14 protein-coding genes are annotated in these 19,505 nt (G+C 57.5%); 10 read left to right on the forward strand and 4 right to left on the reverse strand.

Going from position 1 to position 19,505, the window contains the following annotated elements; genetic code table 11:
• The first annotated feature begins 46 nt into the window (after window positions 1-46).
• From NA78x_RS23085 to NA78x_RS23110, 6 genes are all read left to right on the forward strand, one after another.
• Window positions 47-694, forward strand: a complete 648-nt coding sequence (locus tag NA78x_RS23085; RefSeq protein WP_425614745.1) for a 3-keto-disaccharide hydrolase — start codon at window positions 47-49, stop codon at window positions 692-694.
• 309 nt (window positions 695-1,003) lie between these two features.
• On the forward strand, window positions 1,004-2,830 hold the full coding sequence (gene typA, locus NA78x_RS23090; protein ID WP_425614746.1) for a translational GTPase TypA: 1,827 nt from the start codon (window positions 1,004-1,006) through the stop codon (window positions 2,828-2,830).
• Between the two features lie 21 nt (window positions 2,831-2,851).
• Window positions 2,852-3,403, forward strand: a complete 552-nt coding sequence (locus tag NA78x_RS23095) for a zinc ribbon domain-containing protein (RefSeq protein WP_425614747.1) — start codon at window positions 2,852-2,854, stop codon at window positions 3,401-3,403.
• A gap of 233 nt (window positions 3,404-3,636) precedes the next feature.
• The gene (locus tag NA78x_RS23100; RefSeq protein ID WP_425614748.1) at window positions 3,637-4,386 is read left to right on the forward strand and encodes a phospholipase D family protein; all 750 of its coding nucleotides are present in this window, start codon (window positions 3,637-3,639) and stop codon (window positions 4,384-4,386) included.
• Window positions 4,387-4,420: 34 nt separating this feature from the next.
• Window positions 4,421-5,209: a rhamnogalacturonan acetylesterase gene (locus NA78x_RS23105; protein ID WP_425614749.1), complete on the forward strand. Its 789-nt coding sequence runs from the start codon at window positions 4,421-4,423 to the stop codon at window positions 5,207-5,209.
• A 9-nt stretch (window positions 5,210-5,218) separates the two neighbouring features.
• Window positions 5,219-5,659, forward strand: a complete 441-nt coding sequence (locus tag NA78x_RS23110) for a hypothetical protein (protein WP_425614750.1) — start codon at window positions 5,219-5,221, stop codon at window positions 5,657-5,659.
• Window positions 5,660-6,042: 383 nt separating this feature from the next.
• On the opposite strand, the gene NA78x_RS23115 is transcribed toward NA78x_RS23110, so the two are convergent.
• From NA78x_RS23115 to NA78x_RS23130, 4 genes are all read right to left on the reverse strand, one after another.
• Window positions 6,043-7,101 carry an IS30 family transposase gene (locus NA78x_RS23115; protein WP_425614411.1) on the reverse strand — a complete coding sequence of 353 codons (1,059 nt, stop codon included), beginning with the start codon at window positions 7,099-7,101 and terminating at the stop codon, window positions 6,043-6,045.
• Window positions 7,102-7,690: 589 nt separating this feature from the next.
• Window positions 7,691-8,593 (reverse strand): sigma-70 family RNA polymerase sigma factor, encoded by a 903-nt coding sequence (locus NA78x_RS23120; protein WP_425619471.1) that lies wholly within the window; start codon window positions 8,591-8,593, stop codon window positions 7,691-7,693.
• Window positions 8,594-8,893: 300 nt separating this feature from the next.
• Window positions 8,894-9,340 carry a hypothetical protein gene (locus NA78x_RS23125; RefSeq protein WP_425614751.1) on the reverse strand — a complete coding sequence of 149 codons (447 nt, stop codon included), beginning with the start codon at window positions 9,338-9,340 and terminating at the stop codon, window positions 8,894-8,896.
• Window positions 9,341-9,351: 11 nt separating this feature from the next.
• Window positions 9,352-11,349 (reverse strand): ABC transporter ATP-binding protein, encoded by a 1,998-nt coding sequence (locus NA78x_RS23130; RefSeq protein WP_425614752.1) that lies wholly within the window; start codon window positions 11,347-11,349, stop codon window positions 9,352-9,354.
• A 349-nt stretch (window positions 11,350-11,698) separates the two neighbouring features.
• Here NA78x_RS23130 and NA78x_RS23135 point away from each other — a divergent pair, with 349 nt between their 5' ends.
• The 4 genes from NA78x_RS23135 to NA78x_RS23150 all read left to right on the forward strand — a co-directional run bounded on the left by NA78x_RS23135 (window position 11,699) and on the right by NA78x_RS23150 (window position 19,420).
• Window positions 11,699-15,286 carry a glutamine amidotransferase gene (locus NA78x_RS23135; RefSeq protein WP_425614753.1) on the forward strand — a complete coding sequence of 1,196 codons (3,588 nt, stop codon included), beginning with the start codon at window positions 11,699-11,701 and terminating at the stop codon, window positions 15,284-15,286.
• A 119-nt stretch (window positions 15,287-15,405) separates the two neighbouring features.
• Window positions 15,406-16,437 (forward strand): AAA family ATPase, encoded by a 1,032-nt coding sequence (locus NA78x_RS23140; RefSeq protein ID WP_425614754.1) that lies wholly within the window; start codon window positions 15,406-15,408, stop codon window positions 16,435-16,437.
• 51 nt (window positions 16,438-16,488) lie between these two features.
• Complete coding sequence (locus NA78x_RS23145; RefSeq protein WP_425614755.1) at window positions 16,489-17,382, forward strand: DUF58 domain-containing protein; 894 nt, start codon at window positions 16,489-16,491, stop codon at window positions 17,380-17,382.
• Window positions 17,383-17,389: 7 nt separating this feature from the next.
• A complete protein-coding gene (locus tag NA78x_RS23150) occupies window positions 17,390-19,420 on the forward strand; it encodes a vWA domain-containing protein (RefSeq protein ID WP_425614756.1) in 2,031 nt (676 codons plus the stop codon).
• Window positions 19,421-19,505 lie beyond the last annotated feature (85 nt).

A 19,505-nucleotide genomic window follows, 5' to 3' on the forward strand; every position in this document is an offset into this window, starting at 1 on the left:
CGTCATCTGTACAAATCTCTCTCTGCGTAACGACCGAGGACAGCCCATGTTGCGTACTCTTCCAGTTCTGCCGATTGTGCCATTTCTGCTGGCATTTTGCGCGTCTTTGGCCGGTGCCGCTGAAGATGGCTTCACACCCCTGTTCGACGGCAAGACGCTCGCGGGCTGGGAAGGCAAAGAAGACGTCTTTCGCGTTGAAGAGGGCGCGATCGTCGCCGGTTCGCTGAAGGAGAACATCAAGAACAACGAGTTTCTCTGCACGAAGAAGGACTACGGCGACTTCGAGTTACGACTCGAAGCCAAACTAGTTGGCGCGGGTGAGAACGCCGGCATTCAATTCCGCAGCGAGCGGATTCCCAATCACCACGAAGTGATTGGCTACCAGTGCGATATGGGACTCGCCGGCGGCAAATCGATCTGGGGCGCGCTGTACGACGAGTCGCGTCGCAAGAAGTTTCTGGCCACCGGCGACGATGCCGTCCTGCAGCAGAAAGTGAAGGCGGACGGCTTCAATCACGTCGTTATCCGCTGCGAAGGGCCGCGAATCGAACTTTGGGTCAACGAAGTCCTCACCGTCGACTTCACCGAGACCGAGCCCAACATCGCTCGCACCGGCAAAATCGCCCTCCAAATTCACGGCGGCAAACCGGCCCAGGCGTCGTACCGCAACATTCGAATCAAAGAGCTGCGCTAGGGAGAGACGGGAGTCGAGGGACGAGAAACGAGGGAAACTATCAGTCTTCATGCAATCCAAATGGTTAATTCACATGCCCGCGTTGAGTGCTGAGTTTCCGGCTTTTCGCATGGTATCTTGCAGTTCCCTCGCCTCCCGCCTCCCATCCCTCGCCTCCTTCCTGCCCTTTCCCCTTGGCTGTTTGGCCTTGGGGCCCTAAAAATAGAGTTATTGCACGTCATATTGACGCTCTCCCTAGCACCCTTAGGCCGCCCCTCGCAATTCGGCGGCCCTCTCAGAGAAGTAGTCCGGTAGGGACGCCCCACAGCCATGCGCCGTAACGACATCCGAAACATTGTGATTATCGCCCACGTTGACCACGGCAAGACGTCGTTGGTCGATTGCCTCTTGCGTCAAAGCGGCGAGTACCGCGAAAGCCAGTTGCAAGGCGATTGCATCCTGGACTCCAACGACCAAGAGCGGGAACGAGGCATTACGATCCTCGCGAAGAACATCGCCCTGCACTACAAGGACGTGAAGATCAACATCATCGACACCCCTGGCCACGCCGACTTTGGTGGCGAGGTGGAGCGCGTCGTGCGGATGGCCGACGGCGCCGTCGTGCTGATGGATGCTGCCGAAGGGCCGATGCCGCAAACTCGCTTCGTGCTGTCGAAGGCGCTCGAAGTGGGTTTGAAGCCGATTGTGGTCATCAACAAGATCGACCGCCCCGATGCTCGCCCGCACGAAACCCTCGACGAAGCCTTCGCGCTGCTGATGGATCTGGGTGCTGAAGATCACCTGGAAGATTTCAAGTATTTGTTCGCCAGCGGACGTGAAGGTTACGCCACCAGCGATCCAGAAGTGCGGACCGACTCGATGCGTCCGCTGCTCGATATGGTGCTGGAGCAAATTCCCGGACCAGAAGTCGAAGAAAACGCTCCGCTGCAGATGCTTGTGACAACGCTCGACTGGTCGGAGTTTGTCGGCCGCATCGCGATTGGCCGCATCACCGCCGGCAGCATCAAGCGTGGCCAGACCATCGCTTGTTGCCAAAAGAATGGTGTCGTTGCCGAGGCCAAGGTCCTCAAGCTGTTCCTGTTCGATAAGCTGGGCCGCGTCGAAGCCGAAGAAGTACAAGCCGGCGATGTGTGCGCCGTGGTCGGCATCGAAAACGTCGAAATCGGCGATACCATCTGCCATCGCGAACACATTCGCCCAATGCCGCGTCTGACCGTCGACGAACCGACGCTCGAAATGGTCTTCACCATCAACAGCAGTCCGTTCGCTGGCCGCGAAGGGAAGTACGTCACCAACCGCCAGCTTCGCGAACGCTTGACGAAAGAACTCGAACGCAACGTCGCTCTACGTGTTCGCCAGGTTCCCGGCAGCGATGCCTTTGCTGTTTCGGGCCGCGGTGTGTTGCATCTTTCGGTACTCATCGAAAGCATGCGCCGCGAAGGCTACGAACTTTCCGTCGGCAAGCCCCAGGTCATCATGCGTGAAGTTGACGGCGTCAAAGAAGAGCCCTTCGAATCGCTGGTGGTCGAAGTCCCTTCGCTCAAGCTGGGCCCCGTGATGGAACTCGTTGGTGCTCGCCGCGGCGAAACCGAAGAGATGCACATTCGCGGCGACTTCACCCACTGCAAGTTTTTGATCCCCGCCCGTGGTCTCATCGGCCTGCGAACCCGTTTGCTGAATGCCACCCAAGGTACCGCGATCGTCCATCACCGTTTTGCTGGCTACAAGCCAGTGATTGGTGACGTGCCGAAGCGTGCCAACGGTGTGTATGTGAGCATGGTCACCGGCAAGGCCAATGCCTTCGGCTTGAACACGCTGCAAGAACGGGCCGACATGTTCGTCACGCACAACGACGAAGTGTACGAAGGGATGATCGTCGGCGAGAACAGCCGCGATAACGACATGGCTGTGAATCCCACCAAGGAAAAGAAGCTCACCAACATGCGAGCTTCCGGCACCGACGACAACATTTTGCTTAAGCCACCGCGCAAGATGGAACTCGAGGCAGCGCTCGAGTACATCGAAGACGACGAGCTTGTCGAAATCACGCCGACCCAAATTCGCCTGCGCAAAACCTTCCTCACCGAAAACGACCGCAAGCGTGCTGGACGGAAGGAAGCGAGCTTTTCGAGTTAGTTCTCTGCCATCGAGATTTCGATGACCGACGACAAAACGCAGCGGTGCCCCGCGTGTGGCACTGCTTTATTGCCCGCTGCGATACTCTGTGTGAACTGCGGCTACCATCTCAAATTGGGCCGCCACCTTGCTACCAGTGTCGAGCGTGCGCCGGAACCAGCACTCGACAAGAACCCTTACGCTTCTCCTGCTGGGGTCGAAGCGACCGACGATGCGCCTCGCGATCCCCAGTTCGATCTCACGGAAGCCGGTGCAAGACAAGCAGCGGCCATTGTCGCCGAGTCCAAATCGATCTTTTATGCACTCGGAGCGGGCTGCTGTTTCTGGCCAATTTTCCTATTGGTCATTCCCTGGTACGGATACCGTTTGTATTGCTGGTCCCAACTGAACAGTCGCTTCGCAGAATTGCGATATCCCAACGGATTCTCCTCGCACGCAGAGTTAGCCGTTAGTTTTCAGAAGGCCAAACGCTGGTTGTACGTCGGGCTCTCCCTGAGCATTTTTTTCAGTGTGGTGGTGACCATCATGCTCGTGAGCCGGGGTCTTCGGGAATTGAACTCTGTCCCACGCTGATTCACGCCCGGCACTATTCTCGCACGTGCGGCGTAGCAGATTTCTTGCGCCGACGCGTACGTAACGATGTTCACGATCCACGGTCTTCTAACACGGCTCTGACGCGTGACCACTAACCTGCGCCAAGCTGTTAACGCGCGACATGAATTGCCAATCACTCAGACGGGAAAATCTTGGAGGCTTAACACTCAGTTGCTATACTCTCGCCCTCACCATTCACCGCTGGAGTGCGATTGAAAGACCGCACACAGTCACTTTCTTTCACCTTGGTCTTTACTGGCACACCGATGGCGAAGTTCCTCAATACCAGCGCTACAAATTACTTTCTTGAAGAAATGATTAAGGCGGCCAAGGATCGCCTTATTCTCATCAGTCCGTATCTCAGGCTGAATGACCGGATCAAGGAACTGCTAGAAGACAAAAACCGCCTGAAAATCGACATGCGTATGGTTTATGGGAAGAATGAGCTACAGCCTGAAGAAATCAATTGGCTACGTGAGCTGACGTACATTCGAACAAGTTTCTGCAAGAATCTGCATGCAAAATGCTACATCAACGAAGAGTCCTGCATTATCACCAGCCTGAATCTCTATGAGTTCAGCCAAGTGAACAACAACGAGATGGGCGTACTGATTTCACGCCGCGATGATGGAGAACTCTATCGCGAAGCGTACGATGAAGCCCAGCGGATCATTCGCGTGAGCGATGAGGTCCGCATTACCCTTGAAAAGGTAGCCAAAGAAAGCGATGAAACGCAGGAGGACGAAAATGCCACTACGTCCAAACTCACCACATCCAAGCTTGCAGGTAAGCTGGGGATTCGCACTGGTGAACTCACCGACAGAATGGTGGCAGCAGGCTTTCTAGAACTGAGAGACGGCAAAACGTACATAACGCCCAAAGGACGCGATGTTGGCGGCGAATTCCGCATGAGTCAAAAGTTTGGCCCGTTCTTCTTGTGGCCTGCTTCATTCTCTCCATAACTTCGGATCCACCCGATTTGTCGCGAGCGTACCGATGCGAACACTATCGATTTTTGTCCTCTGCTACGTTGCTGTTGTCGCGACGACCGTCGCCCAACCTGCGAACCAGGTGAACGCGTCGGCTCCCTTCACCCTCTTTCTCGCGGGCGACTCGACCATGGCCACGCAGCCGGTTGTGCCGGCGACGCCCGCGCGAGGCTGGGGGCAGATGTTGCAGCCTTACTTTCAGGAGCAGGTGAAGGTCGAGAATCACGCTTCGTCGGGGCAGAGCAGCAAGAGCTTTCGCGGTCGCTGGGAAAAACTGATTGCCGCCGTGAAGCCGGGCGACTTTGTGTTGATTCAGTTTGGGCATAACGACAGCAAACCGGACGAGCCTCGCCACACGGAACCGTTCGGCACGTACACCGAGAACCTCACGCGCTTTGTGCAGGAAGTTCGCGACCGCAAAGCCACGCCGATTCTCGCCACCTCGATCGTTCGCAATGTGTTCAATGCTGACGGCAAAACACTCCGCGATACGCACGGCGACTACGTCATCGCCGCGCGCAAGGTAGCCGAAGAGTTGAAAGTACCGCTGCTCGATCTCAACAAGAAGACCGCCGAACTGGTCGAACAACTAGGTCCCAAACGCTCGAAGACGCTCTTCAACAACGTCGATCCCGGCCTCTTCCCGCAATACCCCGACGGATTCAAAGACGGTACGCACCTGAACGCCCTGGGCGGCTCACGCGTGTGCGACTTGGCCATCGAAGAGATTCTCGCGAAGGTGCCCGAACTGGCAAAAAGCGTGAAGCAAGGGCCAAGGCCGAACGTGGGCAGGTAAGGATCGACGATGGCTCTTGATAAAGCGGAATGGCATTCGGGCGGCGACTTTCCCGAGGATCTGCCGCCGGAGAACGGTGGCACTCACATTGGCATGTTTCTCGCCTGGGCGATCGTGAATGGATTGCACGGGGAGATGCACGAGGAAGAATCGCACGACGAACTTGAGGCTGTTCGCAATCGCCAAATGACTGGGCGCGATTTTCTCTTTCAGGCCTGCGACGGCAAATTCTGGGAGGAAGACCTAAGCGAAGAGGGGAACGCATTCGCTGCCGTCTATTATTCCGGCAAAGAGGGCGAAGGTTATGGCGAGTACATCACCGACTACGATGAAACGCTCACCGCAGATTTGCCGAGTACCTATCACGTCGAGGATACCTGGGCCAACTACGACTTGTTGGCACCGGTGATCGATCGTCGCTATGCGGAGTGGCGAGAGAGCGGCGAATGAATCAACCGCCTTCGACCGCTGCCACGTGAAGGGTGCGAGCGGGTTGAGATCCTATGAACAGTTTGTCTATTCGCGCGGTTTAGAAGCTGGCGAGCACTCAACCGCCATACGAAACCATGCTTTGTTCGGGCGGCCGCAGTCTGGACGAAGCACGGCTTCATCCCACAGATCTGGGCTTGGCCCGCTGAATTCTTGCCCGCTCGTGACCAGACTAGTCACAAGGGTCGGTAGAATGTACCAGCGAGTTCGTTAGTAATTTCACCGGACAACAAACTGCTGATTGAATCAAGTTTGGCAGATACGTTTAGTTACAATCCATCTAATGGAAGTTTTATCATGATCACTTGCCAGGGAGTTCGTGGCCAGTTTAAGGGTAGGTGAAGTCAAGTTTGAACTGCAAGACAGCAATGTTTTGAAAGGGCTTCGTGGGGTGTTTGAAAATCCAGTCGTTTTCGAGGTCGGTGATTGAGTTTTTCCTGGACGGCTTGGACCTCGTAGCGAGTGACCTGGCTGAAGCGCGTGCCTTTCGGGAAGTATTCGCGGACCAGGCCGTTTGTGTTTTCGTTCGTGCCGCGCTCCCAAGGTGAGTGCGGATGTGCGAAGAAGATCAGCAGGGTCAGGATCCACTGCAGCCATTCCCAGCGGCTGAATTCGGAGCCGTTGTCGAACGTCACGCTCTGACGCAACTCACGCGGGTGTTTTCCCAGGCGAACACGAATAGCGCTCATCACCACGTCGGACGTTTTGTTGGGAACCAGGATCAGTTCGACGTAGCCCGTTTGACGTTCGACGAGACTCACCAGCGAGAACTGGTCATGACCGCCGCTGCAAATCAAATCTCCTTCCCAATCGCCGCAGCGGCCCCGTTCGTTAATGATCGCGGGTCGTTGTTCCAATTGCGGGCAGATCCGCTCTTTTCGCGCGCGGCAACGGCGTTTGTGCAGGTGATAACGACGCAGGCACTTCTGCAGTGGGCGTCCGTGGTCGTCACGGCGGAGCGAGTTGTAGATCGTCTGCCGCGAGATCCAACGGCGCGGATCCTCGGGAAACTGACGCTTGCTCACACCTGCGATCTGCTCCGGAGACCAGCCTTCTTGGAGTTGCTTCTTGACCGCCTCCCGAATCTCTGGCTGCTCGAACTTGCGACGCGGCCGCCCAGCCGCCGCCCGCCGACGCATCGCCAGTCCCTGGGCCACCGATGCCGAGTAACAACTCCGCGGCCGATTGCGACTCAATTCGCGACTGATTGTCGAAGCATCGCGATGAGTCGCCTCGGCGATGGCAGCCTGAGTACAACCCTGAGCATTCATCGTCGCTATGATTTCACGCTCCTCAACCCTAAGCTGCTTGTAAACCATCGCTGGGCCTCCGTTTGAGTATCTGCAAGTGAGATTCTGATATTCAAACACCCAGCGATGGCCTTTCCTACTCTCAGCCACCATACGCTAGCTTGCACTTCAATTTTGCACGCACCGTAGCGCAGCGGCCCTTCGTGATTGCGCAAGTGAGCTGAACAGCCCTGTTCAGAGCAGCAAAAAGGGGGGTCTGAAACGGTTATCAAATGGTTATCAAGAACCCGGCGTGAATACCGCTTTTCGCGACTGCAACTACCTTCGGAATAGGCACTTAGGCCTGATTGAGAAGCTTGAAAAATCGTGCGAAAAAGTTATCAAAGAAGCACTGTTCAACCCCTGTTCAGCCCTGCCGGTGAACAGTCGCGGCAAGGGAGCCGGATGCTCCCTTGCAGCAGAGTCAAATCGAAGGTGCAGCGGCCGAGGGGAATGCCGGAACAGCGCGGCGGACCACTTGTTGCCAGCCTGCCGAAACCGCAAAAGGGGGGTGTCCAACTATCGGGGTCGCCATTGGACGCGAGATAGCGCAACTCTCGGGTTTGCGAGCCCTTGGCTACCAACAATTACGTTGATAGTTGGACAAGTTGGTTTCAAAGAGAGACGGAAACCGGTCGCGTGGTGGGCAGTCTGGGTGCCGCAACAGCGGGGAGTGCCGCTTGTTGCGGGCCGACGAGGACTGTTAGTCGCCCATCGCTGCGAGCGCTTCCATTTCTCGTTCGCGAGGATCCTTGAGGCTGTCGGCCAGACGAGCGAGGGCTTCGGTTTCGATCTGACGGACGCGTTCGCGGGTCAGGCCAAGGCTTTCGCCGATTTCCTTGAGGGTGTGAGGTTCGGTATTCTCGAGGCCGAACCGCATCTTGAGCACCGTGGCTTCGCGGACGTCCATGGTGGTGAGCATTTCGCGAATGTGCTTCAGCGAGTCGTGCTCGACCATTTCGTCTTCGGGATTCTTGAGCCGTTCGTCCATCACGATTTCGCCGAGCGACCAGCCTGCTTCGGCTTGATCGGTTTGCGGCGTGCTGTTGTAGATGCGAATGGCCTTCTTGATGATCGGCAGCTTTTTCTTCTGCAGACCCAGGACGCGGGCCACTTCTTCGGGCGTGGGTGTGCGGCCGAGTTCTTCGGTAAGACGAGCACTGGCGCGGCGCCATTTGCTGAGGAGTTCGACCATGTAGGCCGGAATGCGGATCGTCTTGGCGCTGTTGATCAAGGCGCGCTTGATCGACTGCTTGATCCAATAGCTGGCGTAAGTGCTGAACCGCGTACCCATGTTGGGGTCGAAGCCTTCGACGGCTCGCAACAGGCCGAGGTTGCCCTCTTCGATGAGGTCCTGCAGGCTCAGGCCTTTGCCCGTGTAACCACGAGCGATGTTGACGACGAGGCGGAGGTTCGCACGGACCATGCGATCGCGGGCACGGACGTCGCCATCGGCGATGGCACCGGCCAACTCTTGCTCGTCCTTCGCGGTGAGCAGAGCCGTTTCGTTAATCTCGCGGAGATAGGTCTCCAGCGGAGTTTGCAACGAAACGCTCTTGCGGGCCGGTGCTTTTTCCTTGCCGGCTTCCAACTTGCGTTTGAGCATGGCCATCGGTCGCAATACCTTCGTGCATCGTCATTCCTCTCGGTGCCCTAAAATCCCTGGGCCATGTCAAAGCGTTTCCGCTGACAACACTAGTTATCGGCGCTGCTATCATTTCACTCCACCTACATGCCAAACCCTCCCATGTGCGCAGACTGTGCGTGTGCCGCGATTGGTAACGGTCGTGCGGCTTCTATCACGATTGGTGCGGCCAGCGATGAATGTTGCCGCGGCAAGCTACCTGGGCAGGTGCGCGTGCGCGGAAGAATCCGCAGCACCGGTACTTCGGCGATGCGGGGTGGCCTACTGTGCCGCGCGAATGAGGACGCACGTGCAAAGTGCCAGCCAGGTGGCGGCGAACAACAACGGCACGGCAAACGCCAGCGGGCGGGAGATCGACAGGCCATCGATTCTTCCTGGAGCAGCGAAGGCCGCGATCGTCCGTTGGTACTCGGGGACCGTCTGTTTGATCAGGTCATTCACATGGACGCAGTATCGCCAGTGGCGAACTTGTACCCAGAGCCAGAGGAGTGTGAAGGCAATGGCGACAGCCGTCAGCGGCAGGAAGACGCCCGGCGACGGCTCTTTGTGATAGAGAATGGCAAAGACGCCGAGCAGGCCGATCTGCATCGCCGAGAAGTAATTCAAGCGATCGTGAAAGAGCCGCTCTTCGTGCATGCCGTGCTGCCAGAGTCGATTGACCTCGTCGGGGTCGAGTGGCATTCGTTCGGCAGCAGGAGTGGTTTGCATCACAGGCCGCTCTAACCCGCAGCCCGGAAGCCCAGCTGATACAACCGGCTGTACAACTCGCAACGACCGAGCAGTTGGTCGTGGGTGCCGAAGTCGACAATGCGGCCGCCGTCGAGCACGATCACTTCGTCGGCCAAGGCCAGCGAAGCCACGCGGTGCGTGATCATGAGCGTCGTGCGGCCACGGGTGAACTGCTCGAGCACGCGATGGATCAGCTGCTCGCTTTCGAGGTCGATCTGGCTGGTTGCTTCGTCCAGAATGAGGATCTGGGGATCTCGAAGAATCGCACGGGCGAGCAAGATTCGCTGGCGCTGTCCACCGGAGAGCTTGCCGCCTCGTTCGCCCACGATGGTCTCGTAACCATGTTCGAGCTTTTCGGTGATGAACCGGTGCGCGTGAGCTTTGGTGGCTGCCTCGATCACTTGCTCGTCGGTAGCCCGTGGTGTGCCGTAGCGAATGTTGGCAATCACGGAGTCGTCGAACAGCATGGCTTGCTGGGCGACGAGACCGATCCGCTCGCGGAGGTCGTGCTGGCGCATCTGCCGAAGATCGACGTTATCGAGCTTGATGCAGCCTTCGACCGGATCGTAGAACCGCAGCAGCAGGCTCATCAGGGTGCTCTTGCCGCAACCATTCGGGCCGACGACCGCCACCGTCTTGCCGAAGGGAATTCGGAAGCTGATGTTCTTTAGCACCGGTTGGCCGGGCTTGTAGTGGAACGAGACATTGTCGAAGACCACTTCGGGGCGATCGTTGGCCAGCCGCGTGGGCTGCTTGGGATCGACGATGGTCGGTGGGCTATCGAGGACTTCGTAAATGCGATCGGAAGCCGCGATGCCACGTTGGATGTAGTTGAACACATCGGCCAATTTGCGAGCAGGATCGCTCACGCCGGCGAGCAAGGCATAAAAGGCCAACAACGAGCCGGAACTGAGCGGGCGTTCCATGATCCGGATGCCTAGGATCGAGGTCTCTTGATTCAGCACCAGGTAGGCACCGGCGAGAACCGCCATCGAAATGATGATCGTCCCCATTAGCTCGGCACTCGTGCGAGCGCTGGCGTTGTACACGGCAATGCGAATGGATTTGAAGAAGAAGTTTTTGTTCCGCTCGTGAAAGCGAATTCGCTCGTGCCGCTCCATGCCGAACGCCTTCACCGCTTGAATGCCGCTGAGGGTTTCGGAGATGCGACCGTATAGTTGCGACAGTTCTTCCATCGCCCGGCGGTTAGCCCGCTTGAGCGAACCGGCCAGCTTGAAAATGACATAGCCGGCGAGTGGCGCCACAATCAGCGAGAGGAGCAACAGTCGCCAGCAGATGAGCGCGGCACCGATCAAGCAGGCAATCATCTTCAGTGGTTCGAGCATCACCCGCCCGACGACTGCTGAGACGCCGGTCGACACGCTGGCCATATCGGCGGTGAAGCGAGCCAAGGTATCGCTGGTGCGCGAGTTCCCAAAGGCATCGATCTCGCGATTCAAGACCCGCCGCATCAATTGGGCGCGCAGTTCGACCACAGCGACTTGCGACAGGTTTTCGACCAAGACAATATTCGTCGCCAGGAAGAAGTCTTTGATGAGCGTCGCGCCGCAGAGGATGCCCACCAGCAGGGCCAAAGCCCAAAAGGAGTCATCGGGTAGATAGCGCACAATCCAAGGGTGATACGATTCGGCCTGCTTCAGCCCCAACCGGGCCGAGGTGAGATTGATCTCGTCTCGCTGCAGCTGCATTCGCCGCGGACCTTGCTCGGCGGGCGAGAGCTTGGGCAGCTCCAGTTGAGCGTCGGCAACTTTCTGCTCGAGGGCGGTCACAACCTGGGCCGCTTCGAGAACCTGATCGTCGGCCCACTTGTGCGGAGTTTTGCCGCTGAAGGTGACATCGACAATGGGCTTGATAAGCCCCAAGTTGGCACCCCACAGCAGGGCCACCACCAATGAGCAGAACATCGTCAGCGCAAAGGTGAATCTCCTTCGCAGGGCGAGGCGCAAGACGCGAAGAAAATTCCTCATGACGCTTCCGGTGCTGGCTAATACGACCTTCCGTGATCGCGAACCCGAGCACCCTCCAGAAGCAAGATCGGGCACAACTCGCTGGGTATCCGAGTGCGCTGCCGCCCTTTGCTCCCGGTCGATAGCCCGAGACGGCCCAGGTTCTAGCAAATCGGCGACTTTTCGCCAAGATCGGACCGAACTGGCATTTCGTGCTGCCAGTATGACGAAACCTCGTAAGCGCAGGCTGCTATCACTCCCCCTGTCGGGTACAATAGCCCGGTATTGAGTTTTGCTGATCAAGTACCAAAGATTGGAACCTTGATAGCGAACCAAGCTTATCGTTTGACCACTGCGTAAAGGCTTTCGCATGGCGTGGCTAGAATTCGTTCGCCTGGATGTCATTCCGATTGCCAGTCTCGTACTGGTCGGCTGGCTCTTGGTAACAGGATCGATTGGCGAACTTTGGCGACCGCTGCTGAGCAAGCGCTCGCCGTGGCTTGTCCGTCTATCGATGCCGCTGGTCATCATTGCCACCGCCGTGGCAGCGACCTTTCTCTCCCTGCTGATTCTGCGCCCGCTCGGCATGCTCATGGGCTTTGGCAAAGCGGTTGATTATTGGCTGCTGGTGGTCCTGTTTCTTGCGCCGTTCGATATCTGGCCAGTTCCATGGAACGATGATCCTCGCGCCAACTGGCGAGTCACCCTGCGCAACATCGGGCTGAAGTTGCTGCTGCCCGTCGTCATCTCGCTGGCGGGCCTCGCCCTGCTTTGGCTCTATTCGTGGCTCTCGACCGGCATGCACTCGCTGCTGATCCGCCTGCGGATGGGCCGTTTTGCCTTGTGGTTTAGTGAGTGGTTCGTCCTGACCAAAGACTTTGATGCCGACCGCCTGACCTTCGATCAGCCTTGGCTGTTGCTGCTAGCGATCGCGATTCCGATTCTGTTTGTCATTAGCTATCGCTCGCTGGCCGCACTCGGCAAGTATCGCCGCGTCTTTGCACTGGGATATCGTGGCCGAGTTCTGCTGCTGATGATCCTCGCTCTCGCTGGTGTGCAATTGCAAAAAATCAGCGAGCGAATGACGGTCATGTACCTGCTCGATCAGTCCGAGAGCATCCCCAAGCCTGTTCGCGAAGCGATGATTCAATTTGTGATGCAGGACGTCGCTGCCCACCGGCACAAGGGCGATCTGCAGTCGGCTGCGGAAGACAAAGCGGGCGTGATCGTCTTTGGTCGTGAAGCCACCATCGAACATCCGCCATTTGCCGACGACATCCGTTCGGTCGGCAACTTGGAAAGCCTGTTCGACCTGCGCACCGATGCCACGAACATCGGCTCAGCTCTCAAACTAGCTCAAGCGGCATTCCCCGAAGACTCCGCCAAGCGGATTGTGATTATCACCGACGGAAACGAAAACCTGGGCGACTCACGCTCGATCGCTAGTGCCTTGGCCGAGAACGGCATCGGCATTGATGTCGTGGCCGTTCGTCTCGCCGCGAGGAACGAGATCGCCGTCGAGAAGGTCGCCCTGCCCAGCGATATTCGCCGCGGGCAACCCTTGGAAGCCCGCATCGTCGTGCAAAACTATGGCGAACAAGATGTGAAGGGCCGGCTGCGCATCGTGCAGAATTACAACGGCCAGGACAACTTGTTGCAAGAGTCCGACGTCACGCTCAAGCCGGGCAAAAACGTCTTCTCTGTTCAACACACGATCGAAGTCCCAGCAGGCTATACCTACGGCGCCCGCTTCATTCCCGAGGCGGGCTCTGGCGATGCCATGGAGCAGAACAACTCGGCGACGGCCTTCACGCATGTGCGGGGCAAGGGTCGCGTGCTGATGATTGTCGATGCCGAGGATCCTAAAGGTTTCGACGGCCTAATTGCTCGTCTGGGCGAGTTGAACATGGAAGTCGATACGATGCCCAGCGATAACCTATTCACCTCGCTGGCCCAACTGCAGGGCTACGACTGCATTGTGCTCGCCGATGTCGCCCGTGCCAGCGGCGGTGACGAAAACGCCGTAGCCTTTACCGACGACCAGGTCTCGATGCTCGTGCGCAACACCGAGCAGTTTGGTTGCGGGTTGGTGATGATCGGCGGCATGAACAGCTTTGGCGCTGGAGGCTGGGCCAATACCGAACTCGAAAAGGCGATGCCCGTCGATTTCCAGATCAAGAACAGCAAGGTGAAGGCGGTCGGCGCTCTAGTACTGCTAATGCATGCCTGCGAAATCGCCGACGGCAACAACATTCAGAAGAAGGTGGCCGAAGAATCGGTAAAAGTGCTGGGGCCGATGGACTACTGCGGTCTGTTGCAGTGGGAAAACTTCACTGGCGGCGATAACTGGCTCTGGATCAAGGACGGCAAGGGCCTCGTTCGTGTCGGCGACCGCCAGAAAGAAATGTCTTCGCGCATCGGCCGCATGACGCCCGGCGATATGCCCGCCTTCGACCCTGCCATGGCGAAGGCAATCAAAGAATTTGAAACGAATCCCGCATCAGTCAAGCACATGATCGTCATCAGCGATGGCGATCCCTCACCACCGAGCCCAGGCGTGATGGCTCGCTTCAAAAAGGCGAGCGTCACCGTCAGCACGGTAGCCATTGGTTCTCATGGTCCCGCTGAAAGTGGTTTGCTGCAAAGCATTGCCAATCAAACGGGCGGCAAGTACTACGCGGTGAACAATCCGAAAGCGATCCCGCGCATTTTTCAACGCGAAAGCCGTCGTGTCGCCCGGCCACTCGTACTTGAAGAGACTTTCCAGCCTTACGTGCTGCCGGAAGCCCGTGGCCACGAGATGCTGCAGAACATCGAAGGGGAATTGCCGCCCCTGACGGGCTTTGTAATGACCACCGTCAAAGAGAATCCGCTGGTCGAAGTGCTGATTCGTTCGCCCAAGCCGGGCGAAGACAGTAACGCCACGATTCTCGCTGCTTGGACGTACGGAGCAGGCAAGACCTGTGTGTTTACCTCCGACGGCGGGCAGAAGTGGGCCAACCAATGGACGGGTTGGGAGAACTACAACAAGTTCTACAGCCAGATGATTCGCTGGTCGATGCGCCCCGTCAACGAGTCGGGCAAGTTCACCATCGCCACCGAAGTGAAAGACGGCAAAGTCAAGGTCGTCGTTACCGCACTGAAGGACGACGACGAGTTCCTCAACTTTTTGAACATGTCGGGCGTCGGTGCCGATCCAGAGCTCAAGAATCTGCAACTCAGCATGCAGCAAGAGGCTCCTGGCCGCTACGTCGGTGAGTTTGATGCCGACAAGGCTGGTAGCTACTTACTGGCCATCAACACCGGCATGGGTGGTGCTCCGCTGTTGGCGGGCATCACCGTTCCTTATTCCGCAGAATACCGCGAACGGGAATCGAACGAAGCGATTCTGACCTCGCTGGCCGCTTATCGCCCCAAGGGTGGTGCGGAAGGAAAGCTCATCGAGGGACCGCTTGCCAAGGAAGCCGTGCCGGACTTGGTCAAGCAAAACGATACCTTCCGCCGTACCTTGCAAAAGGCCAACAGCAGCCAGGACATTTGGCCGGCCTTCTTGTTGGTGGCTGGCTGTCTGTTTTTGGCAGACGTCTTCGTCCGCCGCGTACAAGTCAATTTTGAATGGGTCATTCCCGGTGCCCTCTGGACTTGGAACGCCATCCTGCGTCGTGACCAGGCAGCGGTTGCCGATGAACGTATGGATCGCCTCCGCAATCTCAAGGCCACTGTTTCGAACCAACTTGATGAACGCCGCGCAGCCGCCCGCTTTGAACCCCAAGTGGATGCCGACACGCCGGATCGCGATCCGAACGAAGTGCTGCGCGATGCCGCGGCCGGCGGAGATGCACCGCCCCCTCCGCCCCCTACCTTTACCGCTGGTGCATTGCCGCAAACCGAACAAGAGTCCTATACCGAACGACTGCTGGCCGCGAAAAAGAAGCTGCGCAAAGACCCGCCCAGTTGATCGGTCTGCTATCCTTGAATCACTTTTCTCCTGATCTCGTTTTCGCGCGAGAAGCACTCTTCTCGCCACCCAACCACACTGCTTAACAACCCTAGCGCCGCCCGCTTTGAGGAGCATTCATGAGTATCGGCGAGTCGATGCAGAAACAGGCCGAAGAATTTCGCAGCCGCTACACAGCGGTCCGCGAACAAGTAGGCCGCGTCATTGTCGGTCACGACGAAATCGTTCACGGTGTACTGACGGCCATGTTCATCGGCGGGCACTGCCTGCTGGAAGGCGTGCCCGGGCTCGGCAAAACGCTGCTCGTGCGTACCCTGTCCGAAGCGCTCGACCTGAAGTTCAACCGCGTTCAGTTCACACCCGACTTGATGCCCAGCGACATCCTCGGCACCAACATGATCAACGAAAATGCTGAGGGCCGCCGGGTCTTCGAGTTTCAGCGCGGCCCGGTCTTTACGCAAATTCTGCTGGCGGACGAAATCAACCGCGCGACTCCCAAGACGCAGTCCGCGATGCTCGAAACGATGCAAGAGGGAACCGTGACCGTAGCAGGTACTCGCTACGAACTGGATAAGCCCTTCTTTGTGCTCGCCACCCAGAACCCGATCGAACAAGAAGGTACCTACCCACTTCCGGAAGCTCAACTGGATCGTTTCCTCTTCAAACTCGTCGTAGGCTATTCCTCTCGCGAAGAACTGGCGACGATCGTCGACCGCACTACCAAGGGCATTAACATTAGGCCCGAGAAGGTGATGGACGGCACCGAAATTCGCAAATGGCAAAAGCTGATTCGCGACGTGATCCTTGCCCAACACGTACAGGACTACATCGTCCGGCTGGTACTCGCCACGCATCCCAGCGGGCCCTACTCATTGCCAATCACCAATCAGTATCTGCGTTGGGGCAGCAGCCCTCGTGGTGCGCAAACCCTGGCACTCGCCTCGAAAGTTCGAGCGCTATTGGAAGGCCGCTACAACGTCAGCTTTGAGGATGTCCGCCGCTCGTTCCTCCCCGCGATGCGACACCGCGTGATCCTCAACTTCGAAGCCCAAGCCGAGGGACTCGATACCGACCACGTCCTGCTCGAGATCCTCGAAAAACTGCCCGAAAAGGGCGAAGACGCTCCGGTGAAGGCAGCGCTGGCGAGGTAAATCTGCTGAATATCTCTCTGAATCACAGTGCCCTTGCACCGCGAGTCTCTTATGTCCACTGTCCCTCCAATCCCGCTCCTGCAACCGCAACTGCTCGCGCAGCTTGAAAGGCTGGAACTCATCAGCCGCAAGATCTTTCGCGGGCGGATGAAGGGTGAACGGCGGAGCAAACGGAAGGGGCAAAGCGTCGAGTTTGCCGACTTTCGCAACTATGTCCCCGGTGACGACCTGCGGTTCATCGATTGGAATCTGTACGCCCGCATGGATCGCTTGTTCCTCAAGCTGTTCTTGGAAGAAGAAGACCTGCACGTGTATGTGCTGGTCGATTCCAGCCGTAGCATGGATTTCGGCCAACCAACGAAACTGGAATACGCCAAGCAGCTAGCCGCGGCCCTCGGTTACATCGGGCTCACACGGGCCGATCGCGTGAAGATCGAATCGCTGTCGACGTCGCATCGCACGCCGGGCCCCGTTCTTCGCGGGCGAGCCAGTGTCTGGCGGATGGTCGATCACTTGAACAGCATCCAGCCTGGGGAAAACATTTCGCTCGCACAAGGAATCCGCAATTTTTGCATTCGGAATCAGGGCAAGGGAATCTTAATTCTCATCTCTGATTTGATGGACAAAACAGGCTACGAGCAAGCACTCAAGCTGCTCGTTGCCCAGCAGATGGATGTGTACGTGCTGCACGTCCTCAGCCCAGAAGAATTGAATCCCGAGATTAAAGGCGATTTGCGATTGGTCGATGCCGAAGACTCGGACATTGCCGAAGTGACTGTCAGCCGTCCGCTGCTCGATCGGTACAAACGAACCTTGGCCGCGTTTGTAGATGGTGCCCGCGACTACTGCACCCGCCGCGGCATGAACTACGTGATGACCAGCACCGAGACTCCGGTGGAAAAACTCGTTGGTACTTATTTGCGCAAACGCGGGCTGGTGAGGTAATCGAACTATGCTGCTCGCTGACTTCATCAACACTCTCTCACTCGGTCAATGGCTGGTCTTGGCACTTGTTCCGCCAGCCATCATCGCCCTCTATTTTTTGAAGCTGCGGCGTCAACCGCTCGAAGTTCCCAGCACGTATCTGTGGAGCCGCGCGATTGAAGATTTGCACGTGAATTCGCTCTGGCAAAAGCTGCGTCAGAGCCTGCTGCTGCTGTTGCAATTGCTGCTGATTGGCCTGCTCATCATCACGCTTGTTCGCCCTGGTTGGAAAGGGACGGAACTTGTCGGCAACCGGTTGATCTTCATGGTCGATACTTCGGCCAGCATGAACGCCAAGGATGTTTCACCCACGCGTCTTGATGCCGCCAAGCAGCAGGCCATTGCCCTCATCGAACAGATGAAAAAGGGCGATGTCGCGATGCTTATCAGCTTTTCGAACACCGCCCGAGTCGAACAAACCTTCACCGACAACCGCCGCCTGTTGCGGCAAAAGGTCGAAACGATCGAAGCTACCAATCGCCCTAGCGATTTGAGCGAAGCCCTGCGCGCTGCTTCGGGGCTGGCGAACCCGGGCCAAACCGGCGATCCGAACAATCCCAACGACATTCAAACAGCCGAAGCTCAGCCGGCAACCATGTATCTGTTTACCGATGGCGGATTCTCGTCCGTCCCCAACTTTCGCCTCGGCAACTTGCAGGCAGAGTATGTGAAAGTCGCCACAGCCGAGCCTCGCAACGTCGGCATTGTCGCCTTCAGCACTGATGCCAATCCCGAGAAGCCGGACCAAATTCAAGCGTTCGCGCGAGTCGAAAATTACGGCTCCAAAGATGAGAAAGCAGTGGCCACGCTCTTTCTCGATGACGTTGAACTGGATTCGCAGAACGTCGAGATACCCGGCCGCAACGCAGAAAATCAACTTCCCGGTGCTGCCGGTGTGAAGTTCGAAATGCAGTCGATCGAAAACGGCGTGCTTCGGCTGGAACTCGACATCAAGGATGATCTGGCCGAAGACAACCGTGCTGACACGGTGGTGAACTTGCCACAGCCGGCGAAGGTGCTGCTGATTACGCCCGGCAACGACGCGCTCGAACTGGCACTCGCCACCGATGAAGCCACTAAAATGGCCGCCATCGTGACCAAGCCGCCGTCGTATCTCGAGGATAAGGTGTATCAAGATGCCGCAGCGGACGGAGCTTACGACCTGATCATTTACGATCAGTGCGTTCCGAAGCAGATGCCAAGTAGCAATACACTTTTCATTGGCCGCGTACCGAATTACGACGGCTGGAAGGCTGGAGCAAAAAACTTCCCCGCGCTGGTGCGCGACGTCAATCAGCTTCATCCACTGACGCAGCTGATTCAGATGGATAACGTGATGATCGTCGAAGCGATGCCCATCACTGGTCCCGCGGGCAGCGCTTCGCTGATGGAGGCCTACATCGGCCAGGGCGAAGCCGCGGAACTCAAAAGCGTGTTTGTCGTTGGCCCACGGGCCGGCTACGAAGATGCCGTGCTGGGTTTCGAGATCTATGGCCGCAACGACAAGGGCGAAACGACCGTAAATACCGACTGGGAACGCCGCCGCAGCTTTCCGGTGTTCGTGCTCAATGCCGTGAAGTACCTAGGCGGCGTTCGCACGGGCCTGGCGATGCCCAGCACCAAGCCAGGTTCTCCTGCAACCTTGCGTACCACGACTCCCGTACCAGCGATTCGTGTGAAGCCGCCGCGTGGTAGCGAATCGATCGTGCAACGCGAAACGCAAAATCAGTATGTCTTCACGCGTACCGACGAATTGGGCGTGTACAGCGTGCGAGATGGCTCCGGCGACAAGGTGACGCAAAAATTCGCGGTCAACTTGTTCGATGCCCGCGAAAGCAACCTGCTGCCGCGCGACAAAATTGACATCGGCAGCGAAGAAGTAAAAGCGCAAACGAGCAAGCAAGTCTCGCGGCAAGAACTGTGGCGTTGGCTCCTGCTCGGTGCCATTGGCCTGCTCATCTTTGAGTGGTACGTCTACAACCGTCGAGTGTATTTGTAGAGGTTAGAGCTGCATTCCTAGCAATGCGTACGCAGCTTAGCCCGCGCCGATTCGCTTCGCAGTGCACCGAGCGGGCAGTCTTGAG

Origin of the sequence: Anatilimnocola aquadivae (assembly GCF_049819085.1) — a bacterium.
Taxonomy (GTDB): Bacteria; Planctomycetota; Planctomycetia; order Pirellulales; family Pirellulaceae; genus Anatilimnocola.

Bases quoted from the DNA above. Each gene is read 5' to 3' on its own strand.
- typA (WP_425614746.1), top strand. From the start codon at position 1,004: ATGCGCCGTAACGACATCCGAAACATTGTGATTATCGCCCACGTTGAC.
- NA78x_RS23150 (WP_425614756.1), top strand. From the start codon at position 17,390: ATGCTGCTCGCTGACTTCATCAACACTCTCTCACTCGGTCAATGGCTG.
- NA78x_RS23095 (WP_425614747.1), top strand. From the start codon at position 2,852: ATGACCGACGACAAAACGCAGCGGTGCCCCGCGTGTGGCACTGCTTTA.
- NA78x_RS23105 (WP_425614749.1), top strand. From the start codon at position 4,421: ATGCGAACACTATCGATTTTTGTCCTCTGCTACGTTGCTGTTGTCGCG.
- NA78x_RS23135 (WP_425614753.1), top strand. From the start codon at position 11,699: ATGGCGTGGCTAGAATTCGTTCGCCTGGATGTCATTCCGATTGCCAGT.
- NA78x_RS23125 (WP_425614751.1), bottom strand. From the start codon at position 9,340: ATGCAAACCACTCCTGCTGCCGAACGAATGCCACTCGACCCCGACGAG.
- NA78x_RS23110 (WP_425614750.1), top strand. From the start codon at position 5,219: ATGGCTCTTGATAAAGCGGAATGGCATTCGGGCGGCGACTTTCCCGAG.
- NA78x_RS23140 (WP_425614754.1), top strand. From the start codon at position 15,406: ATGAGTATCGGCGAGTCGATGCAGAAACAGGCCGAAGAATTTCGCAGC.
- NA78x_RS23085 (WP_425614745.1), top strand. From the start codon at position 47: ATGTTGCGTACTCTTCCAGTTCTGCCGATTGTGCCATTTCTGCTGGCA.
- NA78x_RS23115 (WP_425614411.1), bottom strand. From the start codon at position 7,101: ATGGTGGCTGAGAGTAGGAAAGGCCATCGCTGGGTGTTTGAATATCAG.
- NA78x_RS23120 (WP_425619471.1), bottom strand. From the start codon at position 8,593: ATGCTCAAACGCAAGTTGGAAGCCGGCAAGGAAAAAGCACCGGCCCGC.
- NA78x_RS23130 (WP_425614752.1), bottom strand. From the start codon at position 11,349: ATGAGGAATTTTCTTCGCGTCTTGCGCCTCGCCCTGCGAAGGAGATTC.
- NA78x_RS23145 (WP_425614755.1), top strand. From the start codon at position 16,489: ATGTCCACTGTCCCTCCAATCCCGCTCCTGCAACCGCAACTGCTCGCG.